The following is a 12431-nucleotide window of genomic DNA, read 5'->3' on the forward strand; positions in this document are numbered from 1 at the left end:
CCGCCGTTTACTATGAGTTCAAATCGCCCCCTGGTCTCTAAATCGCGCCGTTTTCTTGACACCGGGCCGGGCGCCCGCCCCCCCCCCCCCGCCCCCGCGTCTCCGTACCGGACCTACCCGGCACGGAGTTCACCGGGCTCAGGCCGAACGGGTGCCGTAGGTGTAATCGTCCAGCGGGAAGGTCGACGCCTCCCGGTGCGCGTTCAACGTGCTGGTGGGACGCAGCAGCGCCGCCTCACCGTGCTGGTTGAAGTAGTAGCTGCGCGCGGTGGAGCACTGACCGCCGTAGAACACCGAGGAGTCCAGTTTGTCGGTGACGCGATCGAGGAAGCCGGTATTGGCGTGCTCGGTGACCTCGAAGACCTCTTCGCCGCGACGCTGCATCTCACCGAACAACCGGCCCATATGCTTCATCTGGGCCTCGATGGTGGTGAAGTAGGACAGGCCGCTGTACGAGTACGGGCTGTTCAGGCTGACGAAGTTCGGGAACTTCGGCACGGTGACGCCCTCGTACGCCTGGAAACGGTTGTCGCGCCAGAACTTTCCGAGGTTGACCCCGTCGCGGCCGATGATCTCGATGGCCGGGAAGTTCACATCCCACAGGTTGAAGCCGGTGGCCAGGATCAGGGTGTCGATCTCGGTCTTATGACCGTCGGCGGTGACGATGCCGTCCGGTTCGATGTGATCGATGGAGTTGGTCTCCAGGTGCACATGCGGTTCGTTGAAGGTCTTGAAGTACAGGTTGGAGAAGGTGGGGCGCTTGCAGCCGAAATCGTAATCGGGGGTGAGCTTCTTCCGGGTTTCCGGATCCTTCACCGAGGTGCGCAGATGCGCCTTGGCCAGGGCCGCGGCGGCCTTGTTGAGCGGCTTGGCCTGCTTGTAGTGCAGCACGCCGACGACCATGAGCGCTTCCAGCATGGAGGTGTTCACCATGCGAGCGGCCTTCTGCGTGAACGGAACTCGCGCGAACAGCGATTGCACCGGCTTGGGGATGGCGGTGTCGACCTTGGGCACCACCCAGATCGGGGTGCGCTGGAAGACGGTGAGCGCCCGCGCCTTCTTGGCGACCTCCGGAATCAACTGCACGGCGGTGGCGCCGGTGCCGATGATGGCGGCCTTGGTATCGGTCAGGTCGAAATCGTTCTCCCACCGGGTGGTGTGAATGATCTTGCCCGCGAAGGTGTCGATGCCCGGGAACGGCGGGGTGTACGGCTGGGACAGGAAGCCGGTCGCGGCCATCAGGTAACGCGCGGTGAGGGATTCGCCGTCTTCGATGGCGACCACCCAGTGCTGCTGTTCCTCATCCCAGCGCGCGCCCCCGACGACCGTGTCGAAGCGCATGCGGCGGCGCAGATCGTATTTGTCGGCGACGTGTTCGGCGTACTTCTTGAGCTCGGCGCCGGGCGCGAACAGGCGCGACCAATTCGGGTTGGGCTCGAAAGAATAGGAGTAGGTGACCGAGGCGATGTCCACCGCCAGGCCCGGATAGTGATTGACGTGCCAGGTGCCGCCGAGGTCGTCCTCGCGCTCCAGGATCACGAAATTGCTCAGGCCGAGCCGATCCAGCTCGATGCCCGCGCCCATCCCGCCGAAACCCGCACCGACCACGATCGCGTCGTACTGAGGTGCCACGACGAACCTCCCTGTAAAACTGCGGCCCATAGGCCGTATGTGACCCGGATGTCACGGAATGACATCTCATTCCGTTTGTGAACACCGTATCATCGGGGTCGTGACGAAGCCATCCTCGAGAATCGAACGGCGTAAGGCCGAACTCCGCCAGGAGATCATCGATACCGCGTTCGCCTGCTTCGCCGATAAGGGCTACCACGCCACCGGCATCGCCGATATCGCCGCTGAGCTGGGTATCGGGCATGGCACGTTCTACCGGTACTTCGCGAATAAGCGCGACATCATCGATCACGTCATCGACGATCTGGCGGCCCGCATCATCGAGGCGCTCGGCACCGATAACGCACCCGATGCGGCCGAGAGCCTGGAGGAGTACCGGGCGCAGTTGGAGCGCATCGGCAGCGCGCTCAACGATATTTTCCTGGCGGACGCGCGGGTGGCGCAGCTGCTGCTGTTCCAGGCCACCGGTATCGATACCGAATTGACCATGCGGTTGTACGGTCTGCTCGATACGGCCGACGCGCTGACCACGGCCTATCTGGAACACGGTGTGGAACAGGGGTATTTGCGCGCGGATCTGGATACCGTCAACACCTCGCGGGCGGTGACCGGCATGCTGCTGGCCGCGATCCTGCACGGATTGCGCCAGCCGCAACCTTCCGCGGCGGCCACCGCCGATCTCACCCAGGCGATTCGACGGTTGATCATCGACGGCGTGCGCAAGGACTGAGCCGCGGTCCGGACCCGAGGTTTCCGACAAAGCGGATCCGCAAGGGGCGGCGGCGATTCGGACATGAGCACATTGGCACAATGACCGCGTGACTCCCGAGGACGTTCGCCGCAGACACTTCGGCACAGCACCGTTCGGGCACCACGGCTATCACCCCGGCCAGGTGGACGCCTTCTGCGCGCGCATCGCCGACACCATGTCCGGCCATGATCATTTGAGCGCCGCCGATATCCGGCTGGTGGAATTCGACGGGCCGCCGTTCGGGCATCGCGGGTACGACATCGACCAGGTCGACGAATTCCTCGATCAGATCTGCCTGGAACTCGAGTATCTGCGGCGCGGGCATCCGCTCATCGCGGTACGGCAGCAGGAGGATCCGCTCACCCACGACGATGTGCTGCGCATGCGGTTCTCCGCGCCGCCGTTCGGACTATCGGGTTATGCCGCGGAGGAAGTGGGAGCGTTCCTGGACCGGCTCGCGGCGACCCTGGCGCATGACGGCCCCAACGGTCTGACGGCGGAGGATGTGCGCCACACCAGATTTCACACCGCCTCCCCCGGTACCGCCGCCTATCACCGGGACGAGGTCGACGCCTTCCTCGACCTCGTCTCGCAGCAATTGGCCAAGGCCACCAGCTGATTCAGTTCCGCGCGCGGGCGTATTCCGGAAAGCGTTCGCGCAGTGCGAGATCGAACGCGGTGGCGCGGGCATGGGAATCGAACGCGCCGAACGGATCGCGCAGGCGGCGGAACGGGCGCAGGTACCAGCCCATCAGATCGGCGGCCTGGACCGGGGAATCGTGCAGCAGACACCAGACGACCGCGGCGCGTAATCGGGCGGCGTTGAACCGCATTCCCTTATCGCGCAGTCGAGCCGAGTCCAGGAACGCCTGCGCGTCGGGCCACTGCGCCAGCCAGGGCGCGACCGGTCCGCGCACATAGCCCATGAACCATTCCACCGCCTTGTCGAAGTCGGCCCCGCGCCCGAGCAGGAACCCGTGCCCCGGATCCCAGCCCCGATCGCTCCCGGCGAAACCGAGATCGTCGATGTCCCCGAATCGGCGATCATCGCCTTCTTCCCGGTCCAGCCACGCGGTGTCGGGTAGCTCGGCCACCACCCGGCCCACCTCGGCATCGAAAAGCACCGCGTAGCCGTCGATTTCGACATCGCCGAACCGGCTGCGCCGAATATGCGCCGCCACCGCCGCGGTGATTCCGGGGACCGCCGTATCCCTGGTGAACCAGCAGCGCCAATCGTCGAGGGGATCGACGGCGGTGAAACCGGCCGCGGTCAGGGCGGCGGTCAGCCGCTCGGTGACCCCGCTGAGCAGTTCCGCGGTGACGGGCGATTCGAGTGTTTCGAAAGGCTCCACGATGTCACCGGGCACTGCCGTTCCGGAGTCCGCGGTCTCACCGGCGTCGAGCGGCGAATCGTAGCTGTACCCCACCAGCTCCTCGGCCAGGAACATGGGCAGATCGAACGGGCTGGCCGCGGCCGCCGCACACCGGCGGCGGGCCGAATCGTATTGCGGTGGCAGCTCACCGCTCACCCGTAGCTCACCGTCATCGATATACGGATCGAAGGCCACCAGCCACCGCTGCGCCCCGTCGACCCACCCTTCGATGGACGCACATCCGGCGAGCTCCTCCACCTCGAGCGAAATCACCTCGCACCCCACCGAGAGCCGAGGCAGATCCGCGATCTCCTCGATCTCCTCATAACCCCCCTCCGCCACCACGAGATACCACCCACCCCGCCCCATCGCTCCCGAATACGGCGGCGCCGCAACAGCACTCCGCTCCCCCGTCCGCCGCAACCCCAGCGCCCCGCACACCTCATCCGACGTCCTGCCGCGCACCGCGACCCAGCCGACCGACTCTCCCATAACTTTCCCTCCCCGATAACACTGTCCCCGACAACGTATCGAGGAAGCCCGACATACGCCCGCACTCAGTAGTTCCTCACGAATCGAGACCCCGCTCGGCAGTGCTGCTCACGTGAGCGGATCCACCCGGCCGCGCAGGAGGCAGAATTCGTTGCCTTCCGGGTCGGTGAGGACGTGCCAGGAGACATCGGGGCCCTGGCCGATGTCGGCAAGTTTCGCACCGGCGGCGAGGATGCGTTCGAGCTCCTGTGCTTGGTCGCGGTCGGTGGGGCTCACGTCCAGGTGCAGGGGGAGTTTGCCGCGGCGGGGGTCGGTGGTGGGGCTGAACAGGATGGTGGGGTGGGGGCCGCCGGAGGTTGCGCCGGGTGGGCCGATTTCCAGGGTGCCGTCGTCCCAGCCGAGTTCGGTGTAGCCGAGGACTTCGCACCAGAAATCGGCCAGGCGCTGGGGGTCGGTGCAGTCGATGACCAGTTCGGTGATTCTGCAAGCCATGGTGGGGACGCTAGCGCAGAGGATTCGGCGCAGTAGGGTGAATTGTCCGTCTGTGCGGGCGGGTGGGTGGCTGGACGAGAGAGCTGAGTGCGTATGAGTGACGAGTCGCGAATCCTCGTTCCCGGCGAAACCTGCTGGCAGATAGCGCAAGCCGAGCGGCTGGCCTGCATTGTCGATGCGGCGGACTACTTTCGCCACGCCAAGTCGGCGATGTTGCAGGCGCGCAAGCGGATTGTGCTGATCGGCTGGGATTTCGACACCCGGATCAAATTCGAACCGCAGGGTACGACCCTCGACGGGCCGAATCGGCTGGGCGAATTCCTGTCCTGGCTGCCTCGCGAGCGACCCGATCTCGACATCTACCTGCTGAAATGGAATATCGGAGCGTTCGCGGCGATCACCCGCGGGATGACGCCGGTCTTCGTGCTGAATTGGCTGACCGATAAGCGACTGCACTTCGAGATCGACGGCGCGCATCCGATCGGTTCGGCGCACCACCAGAAGATCGTGGTGATCGATGACGCGCTCGCGTTCTGCGGCGGTATCGATATGACCGTCGACCGCTGGGATACCGGCGATCACCGCGATGACAACCACTACCGCACCGAACCCAGCGGCAACCGCTACGGCCCGTGGCATGACGCGACCACCGCCGTAGACGGCGACGCCGCGCGGGCGATCGGCGAATTGGCCAGGGCCCGTTGGAAATCCGCGACGGGTCAGGAATTGGATCCGGTCGACCCGCTGGACGGGGACGCTCCCTGGCCGGAAGGTTTGCCGCCGACCATGCGATCGGTGCAGGTGGGTATCGCGCGGACCCTCCCAGAACTCGCCGACCGCACCGAAGTCCGTGAGATCGAGGCGCTGTACCTGGCCGCGATCGCGGGCGCGACCCGCTCGCTCTACATCGAGAGCCAGTACCTGGCCTCACGCACCCTTGCCGAGGCGATCGCCGCCCGGCTGCGCGAGCCGGACGGCCCGGAGATCGTGCTGGTCATCCCCCGCAATGCCGACGGCTGGCTGGAACAGCAGGCGATGGACGGCGCGCGCCGCCGCCTGCTGCATCTGCTCTGGCGGGCCGATACCCACAACCGCCTGGGCGTCTACTACCCCGTCACCGAGGGCGACGCACCGATCTACGTGCATGCCAAGGTTCTCGTGATGGATGATCGCCTGCTCCGCGTCGGCTCCTCCAACCTCAACAACCGATCGATGGGTTTCGACACCGAATGCGATCTCGCCGTCGAGGTCACCCCCGAGACGGCCGATGCCGAACAGCTGCGCGACACCATCCTCGGCATGCGCCGCAGACTGCTCTGCGAACACCTCGACACCGATACGGCGACATTCGACGCCACCCTGGCCGAGACATCCTCACTGCTGCGCACCGTGGAGGCGCTGCGCGGCCCCGGGCGCACGCTGAAACGATTCGAACCCGAGACCGTCGAGCATGAGGACAGTCCCCTCGCGGAGAACGAACTCATGGATCCCGAGCGCACCCCGCCCAGCCTGTGGGACCGGATCCTCCCGAACCGGGATCTACGCCGCGCGTGGTCACTGCGAGCCGGTCAATCCTCGCAGTGACCCGTTACCGGTGCTGCCGTCGAACGCGGTTGTGCGCCAACCGCGTTCGATGAGTCAGCCTTGGGTTTTCAGACCCTTTGCGGTGTCGATGAATTCATTGGTGACCAGATCCGAGGCTTTTAGGCCGTCGGGGACCGGCTGGCTGCGGGCCTTCAGGATGGGGGCGATCTGGGCGATGGCGCGGTCTACGCGGGCGGTGTCGAAATTGCCGAGGGTGTCGTCCGGGCCGTTACCGATGATCTTCTCGGCGAGTTGGACTTTCACCGAATCGGTATTGCCGGCGGCGCTGATGGGCGGGCCGTCGGGGATGGTCTGGGAGATGCGGAGCAGTGCCTGGTTGGTGGGTTCGGGGTTGGTGGCGTAGTCGATTTGAGCCTGCTGCAGCATGGGGACGAGCTTTTGCAGGCAGGGGCGGAGTTTGTCGAGTTCGCCGGTGCGCACGGACCAGGCGTGCGGGTATGCCTCATAGCCGGATTTGGCGATCAGCAGGCTGGCGGTGGGCTTCTGCCAGCCCTTCACATCGTGTTCCCAGCGATACGGCTCATTGGATACGTAGCCCTGCTGCATGACTCGGCCCTTCTCCGCCACGAAACGGCTGGGGGTGCCGTCGTAGGAGGCGTCGAGCTGTTCCTTCTTCACGTAGCCGTTGGCGACGAGGAAATCCATGTACGGCTTGCCCTCGGAGTACAGGATCGGTGCGCCGCTGGCCGCGACATCGGGCCAGGATTTGATCTGCGGATAGGTGGCAGGATCCCACATGATGATCTGCGGGTTGATATCGAGGGAGGCGAAGACGCCGGTCAGCGGCGTCTTGGCGGCGGCGCGCACCTGTTCGTCGGTGGGCACCATGCCCAGGGTGATGCTGGTGTCCTGATACATCTGCGCCGGAACCGGCTGACCGCCCAGGAATGGACCGCCCAGGCGCACTTCGACATTCACGCCGGTGTCACCGAGCGGGCCGACGTACGCGCCCTTCTTGGCGTCGACGGTGCCGTTCGGGCCGACGAGCTGATAGGCGGCGGCCCGCTCGGGCGTCGCGTACCAATCCGTTTGGATGACCACGGTGGCCGGGCAGATTCCGGCGAGCACGCCCTGACCGGTCGGCTTGGGCGACGAGGCGCCACCGCCGCAGGCCGTGAGCACGAGGCTGAGACTGCCCGCGAGGGCGGCAGCGGCGAGGAGACGTTTCTTCACGAGCATTCCTTGGTTGGGTACTACGGGGTGGAAACCTTTGTGGCGCAGCCGATATGGTCAGCGGCGCTTACCGTGCGCGCGATCGACGCGGGCGGCGAGGAAGTCGAAGATCCAGAACAGGATCAGGCCGACGAGCGAGGACAGCAGCAGCGCGGTGAGCAGCTCTTCGGTGGCCAGGCGCTGGCGGTAGACATCGATCATGCGGCCGATGCCCGGATCACCCTGGCGGAAGAAGAAGTCCGCCACGATGGAACCGATGATGGCCATTCCGGCGGAGATCTTGAAACCGGTGATCATGGCCGGAAACGCCGCGGGCAGTTGCAGTTTCAGCAATCGCTGCCACCGTGACGCACCGTGCAGGGTGAACAGGTCGTGCTCGGCGGCGTTCACCGACTTCAGGCCGAACAGGGTATTGGTGATGACCGGGAACAGCGACACCATGACGCAGACGATGACACGGCTGCCGAACTCGTACCCGAACCAGAAGCCGAACAGCGGCACCACCGCGAGCACCGGAATGGTTTGCAGCACAACGGCGTACGGATAGAGCGAGTATTCGGCCCAGCGCGCCTGGCTCATGATCACCGCGAAGGCGACGCCGAGCACGATGGCGATGGCCAATCCGGTGAGCGCGATCTGCACCGTCGAACCCAGCGCGGTGAAGATCTCGGTGCGGGCCGTCGCGTCGAGCAGTCCCTTGGAGATCACCGATTCCGGCGGCGGCAGCAGGAATCGGGAATCCTCGGCGATCACGAAGTGACTCACCACCGACCAGGCCGCCATGACAATGACGAACACCGCGACCGGCGCGAATACCCGAATCGGCGCGATGGCGAAGGGCCACAGCGTTTTTCCCTGCGGCGATAAGGGTGATTCCGGGGTGGCCGTCCCCCGTTCGGTCATCGCGGAGGCAGGTACGGCTCCGGCCGAAGCAGCCGGTACGCGGGCGGCCGAACCACGGTCTCCCGCGGCCGACTCCCCCGCCATGGCAGCGGCGACCATTGTCGCGGCGGCGGCCGATCGAGCGGTTGCGGCGGTCATGCGGCCCTCCCGGTGGCTTCGGTGCTCTCGGCCGCGTGCAGGGCGGCCGAGACGGTGGCGGCGATCTCGGCGAACTCCGGGGTGTAGCGGAGTTCGGGGGTGCGCGGAAAGTCCAGGGGCACCGCGATATCGGCGGCGACCCGGCCGGGCCGGCCGGTGAGTACGATGATGCGGGTGGACATGAACACCGCCTCGGCCACCGAATGGGTGACGAAGACGCCGGTGAATCCGGAGCGCCGGTAGAGCCCGCTCACCTCCTCGTTGAGGCGCTGACGGGTGATCTCGTCGAGTGCGCCGAACGGTTCGTCGAAAAGGAACAGCTCCGGGGCACGGGTGAGCGCGCGGGCGATCGAGGTGCGCATTCGCATACCGCCGGAAAGCTGTGCGGGCTTGTGGTTTTCGAAGCCGGTGAGCCCCACGCGTTCGATGGCCTCGCGGGCGGCGGCGCGGCGGGCGGCCTTGTCGACGCCCGCCAGTTCGGCGGGGAGTTCCACATTGCGCAGCACCGACCGCCACGGCAGCAGGGTGGCTTCCTGGAAGACGTAGCCCAGTTGGGTGGTGGCCACCCGCACGTCACCGGCGGTGGGTTTGTCGAAACCGGCGGCCAGGCGCAGCAGCGTGGATTTACCGCAGCCCGAGGGTCCGACGAGGGAGACGAATTCGCCTGTGCGAATGGCGATATCGATGCCATCGAGCGCGTGGGTGCCGTTCTCGAAGACCAAACTCGCGTTATCGAAAGCCAGTGCCGGGACGCTGGAGGCCGGGCTGGTGTATACATTGCCGTCGCTGTCGGCGGTGGTATCCCCGGTCCGGCCTCGGTCCGTTGTGGCTTGTGAAGCGGTGGTGCTCATGCTTCACAGTTCTATCGGGGCCGCATTGCCGTTCGCGGTCAACATGATTACGCCCCTGTTTCGTATACGATCAGTCGGTGACGAGCGCGCCGGAGCGCGCCACCACGCGGCCGCGCTTGAGCACCAGCTCCCGGGTCGGCACCGAAACCACCGCCTGCGCAGGGGTTTCCGCGGTCACCGTGCACAGATCGGCGGCGGAGCCCACGCTCAGGCCGTAGTTCTCGATCCCGAGAACCTTTGCCCCGCCGTAGGTTCCGGCCGCCAGCGCCAATTCGATCTCGGCATCGGCCACCAGGCGACCTCGGAAGGCGACGGTCATGATGCGGCGCAACATGTCACCGTCGCCGTACGGGGTCCACAGATCGCGAATACCGTCATTGCCCAGCGCCAGGCCAGCACCGGTCTCGTGCATGAGCCGCACCGGCACCACCGGGGCATCGCCGACCGCGCAGGTGACCATCGAAACCCCGGCATCCGCAAGATCTTCCGCGATGCGGCGCTGTTCCTCGGGCGCGAGTTCACCCATGGCGTAGGCGTGGCTGATGGTGACGCGACCGGACAGTCCGGTGGCGCGGGTGCGTTCGATGATCAGGTCGTACTGCCAGGCCCCGAGCGCACCGCGGTCGTGCAGGTGGATATCGATGCGCGCGCCGTACTTCTCGGCCAGCCCGAACAGCAGATCCAGCTGTCCGGTGGGGTTGCCGTCATAGCCCGCCGGATCCAGTCCGCCGATCACCTCGACGCCGTCGGCGAGGGCGGCCTCCAGCAGTTCGGCGGTACCGGGGCGATTCATCAGCCCGCCCTGTGGGAAGGCGACCAGCTGTACGTCGACGCGATCCGAATATCGTTCGGCCGCAGCGCGTACCGCGTCCACGCCACCCAGCCCGACGTCCGGATCGATATCGATATGGCTGCGCACGTGCGCGGTGCCGTGCGAGATCATGGCGGCCAGCAGGTTCGCGGAGTACTCGGCGCTGGGCAGTCCCAGCTCTTGCCGTCGCCCCTCACCGTTCGCGATGCGGCCCGCCAGGGTGCGGCCGCCGCTATTGGGAATCCAGGGTCCGCCGTACATGGTCTTGTCGAGATGGCAGTGCGAATCCACCAGACCCGGCAGTACCAGCGCGCCCGCCAAATCGATGGTCTCGGTGGCGGTTTCGGTGAGATCGGGACCGATCGCGGTGATGCGACCGCCGCTGATCAGAATATCGGCGGTGGTGAGGGGCGCGCCCGGGGTCCAGGGGCGGCCGCCACGGAGCAGCAGGTCGTTCATCGTTTACACCTCTTCGATGCGTTGGGGTGAGCGGAAATCAGGTGAGCAGCATGGCGGTGCCCGCGCCGACGCCGAAGACGATCACGACCGCGCGAAAAGCGCCGGGCCGCAATCGATCGGCGAGTTTTGCGCCCGCGACGCCGCCGAGCAGACAGGCGGGGGCCAGCACCAGCACCGCGAGCCAGTGCACCGGGCCGAATAGCGCGACCGCGATCATCGCGGTCGTCGAGACGGTCAGGGTGAGCAGGCTTTTGAGGCCGTTGAGCGCGGTGATCGAGGCGTCGATGCCCAGTGCGAGCGCGGTGAGCAGCACAATGCCCATCCCGCCGTTGAAGTACGCGCCGTACACACCGCCCAGGAAGACACCGGCGAACAGCAGCAGCCGGGAATCACCGTCACCGCGCCGGGCCGCGAGCTTCCGCGACAGCATCGGCTGCGCCGCGAACAGCGCGGTCGCCGCCAGAATCAGATACGGCACCACCGCGGCGAATACCTTGGGCGGTGCGGCCAGCAATACGACGACGCCGACCGCCGCGCCCACCGCACCGGTGAGAACGAGCCCGGGCACCAGCGAGCGATGCTCATCGAGCCGCTTGCGCAGGGCGGCCGCGCCGCCCAGATATCCCGGCCAGACCGAGACCGAATTGGTGACGGTCGCCGCCACCGGGGGCAATCCGGTGGCCAGCAGGGCCGGGAATGACAACAGACTGCCGCCACCGGCGATGGCATTGCAGACGCCCGCGCCGAAACCGGCGACGAGCAGTAGAACCAGATGCGCGGGATCCATGAAACCCTTCCGAAATGGGATGCAGCGCATCGTATACAAAGCTCGCGACAGCGGCGAACCGAAAAAGCCGGTGCGACAGCGGGAGCCGAACGGGCGTAGGAGTTCACGCCGCGGATTTGCGGCGCTCATCCGCCGCCGTCAGGATGGATCGTATGCAAACACCCGTACCTCGCGTTTCCGCCGGGCGGCCGCGGTGACCCTCGCGAGCCCGCGGTGAGCAGCACCGTGCGGCGCATGACGCCGCAGCAACTGTGCCGTGCCATTCGCGATGACATCATTCGCGGGGTGTTCAGCCCCGGGCAGCGGCTGACCGAGGAGTCGCTCGCCGAAAGCTACGGCGTCTCACGGGTACCCGTGCGCGAGGCGCTGCGCACCCTGGAGGCGGAGGGTTTCGCCTCGTCACGGCCGTATGCCGGGGTTTTCGTCGCCGAGTTGACCGAGGAGGAGGCGGCGGATCTGCTGGAGATCCGCGCCCGCCTGGAACCGCTGTGCGCCTCCCGCGCGGCGGTGCGGCGCACGCCCGAACAGCTCGGGCGGCTCAAGGAATTGACCGCGCTGGGCCAGGACGCCGTGCGCGCGGGGCGGCTCGATGAGCTCACCCGGCTCAACAGCCGCTTTCACGAAGTGCTGGCCGAAGCCTCCGGCAGCACCCTGCTCGAACAGCTGATCACGCAGTTGAGCTGGAAGATCGCCTGGGTGTACGCGGTCGAGCTGCCCAGGCGCGCCAGCGATTCCTGGCAGGAACACGAAGAGATCTGCGCCGCACTCGAAGCCGGGGATCCGGAGCGGGCCGCGCGGGTGGTCGCGGACCACATCGCGCACGCCACGTACGCCTATCGGCTGCGCCACCGCGACTGAGCGATGACGGAATCGGCTGGCCGCCAAGGCAGTCCGTAACGTCGGCGCAGCATTGCGCGCCCGAGATCGAAACATGGCGGTCGTATACAACCGGGGACAGTTCTTC

Annotated in this window: 12 protein-coding genes; 4 read left to right on the plus strand and 8 right to left on the minus strand. The window is 66.5% G+C overall.

Going from position 1 to position 12431, the window contains the following annotated elements; all coding sequences use genetic code 11:
- Positions 1–138: 138 nt before the first annotated feature.
- Positions 139–1632 (minus strand): flavin-containing monooxygenase, encoded by a 1494-nt coding sequence (locus ACFC0O_RS03825; RefSeq protein ID WP_375953565.1) that lies wholly within the window; start codon positions 1630–1632, stop codon positions 139–141.
- A 58-nt stretch (positions 1633–1690) separates the two neighbouring features.
- Between ACFC0O_RS03825 and ACFC0O_RS03830 the strand changes: the two genes are divergently transcribed.
- Together ACFC0O_RS03830 and ACFC0O_RS03835 are read left to right on the plus strand one after the other, a co-directional pair.
- Positions 1691–2362, plus strand: a complete 672-nt coding sequence (locus ACFC0O_RS03830) for a TetR/AcrR family transcriptional regulator (RefSeq protein WP_375953566.1) — start codon at positions 1691–1693, stop codon at positions 2360–2362.
- Positions 2363–2450: 88 nt separating this feature from the next.
- The gene (locus ACFC0O_RS03835) at positions 2451–3002 is read left to right on the plus strand and encodes a DivIVA domain-containing protein (protein ID WP_375953567.1); all 552 of its coding nucleotides are present in this window, start codon (positions 2451–2453) and stop codon (positions 3000–3002) included.
- 1 nt (position 3003) lies between these two features.
- On the opposite strand, the gene ACFC0O_RS03840 is transcribed toward ACFC0O_RS03835, so the two are convergent.
- Both ACFC0O_RS03840 and ACFC0O_RS03845 read right to left on the minus strand, forming a co-directional pair.
- A complete protein-coding gene (locus tag ACFC0O_RS03840; protein ID WP_375953569.1) occupies positions 3004–4248 on the minus strand; it encodes a hypothetical protein in 1245 nt (414 codons plus the stop codon).
- A gap of 108 nt (positions 4249–4356) precedes the next feature.
- The gene (locus tag ACFC0O_RS03845; protein WP_375953571.1) at positions 4357–4740 is read right to left on the minus strand and encodes a VOC family protein; all 384 of its coding nucleotides are present in this window, start codon (positions 4738–4740) and stop codon (positions 4357–4359) included.
- Between the two features lie 93 nt (positions 4741–4833).
- Between ACFC0O_RS03845 and ACFC0O_RS03850 the strand changes: the two genes are divergently transcribed.
- Positions 4834–6324, plus strand: coding sequence for a phospholipase D-like domain-containing protein (locus ACFC0O_RS03850; RefSeq protein WP_375953572.1), 1491 nt, complete (start codon positions 4834–4836; stop codon positions 6322–6324).
- Between the two features lie 54 nt (positions 6325–6378).
- Here ACFC0O_RS03850 and ACFC0O_RS03855 read toward each other — a convergent pair whose 3' ends face one another.
- From ACFC0O_RS03855 to ACFC0O_RS03875, 5 genes are all read right to left on the minus strand, one after another.
- Positions 6379–7518, minus strand: a complete 1140-nt coding sequence (locus tag ACFC0O_RS03855; RefSeq protein WP_375953574.1) for an ABC transporter substrate-binding protein — start codon at positions 7516–7518, stop codon at positions 6379–6381.
- Between the two features lie 57 nt (positions 7519–7575).
- A complete protein-coding gene (locus ACFC0O_RS03860) occupies positions 7576–8559 on the minus strand; it encodes an ABC transporter permease (protein WP_375953576.1) in 984 nt (327 codons plus the stop codon).
- The gene (locus tag ACFC0O_RS03865; RefSeq protein WP_375953577.1) at positions 8556–9410 is read right to left on the minus strand and encodes an ABC transporter ATP-binding protein; all 855 of its coding nucleotides are present in this window, start codon (positions 9408–9410) and stop codon (positions 8556–8558) included. The genes ACFC0O_RS03860 and ACFC0O_RS03865 overlap by 4 nt, the downstream gene beginning before the upstream one ends.
- Before the next feature lie 70 nt (positions 9411–9480).
- Complete coding sequence (locus ACFC0O_RS03870; RefSeq protein ID WP_375953579.1) at positions 9481–10680, minus strand: amidohydrolase family protein; 1200 nt, start codon at positions 10678–10680, stop codon at positions 9481–9483.
- A 37-nt stretch (positions 10681–10717) separates the two neighbouring features.
- The gene (locus ACFC0O_RS03875) at positions 10718–11467 is read right to left on the minus strand and encodes a sulfite exporter TauE/SafE family protein (RefSeq protein ID WP_375953581.1); all 750 of its coding nucleotides are present in this window, start codon (positions 11465–11467) and stop codon (positions 10718–10720) included.
- Positions 11468–11701: 234 nt separating this feature from the next.
- Between ACFC0O_RS03875 and ACFC0O_RS03880 the strand changes: the two genes are divergently transcribed.
- On the plus strand, positions 11702–12325 hold the full coding sequence (locus ACFC0O_RS03880; protein ID WP_364632273.1) for a GntR family transcriptional regulator: 624 nt from the start codon (positions 11702–11704) through the stop codon (positions 12323–12325).
- Positions 12326–12431: the final 106 nt, after the last annotated feature.

This window comes from Nocardia sp. NPDC056100 (assembly GCF_042266325.1).
Lineage (GTDB): Bacteria > Actinomycetota > Actinomycetes > Mycobacteriales > Mycobacteriaceae > Nocardia.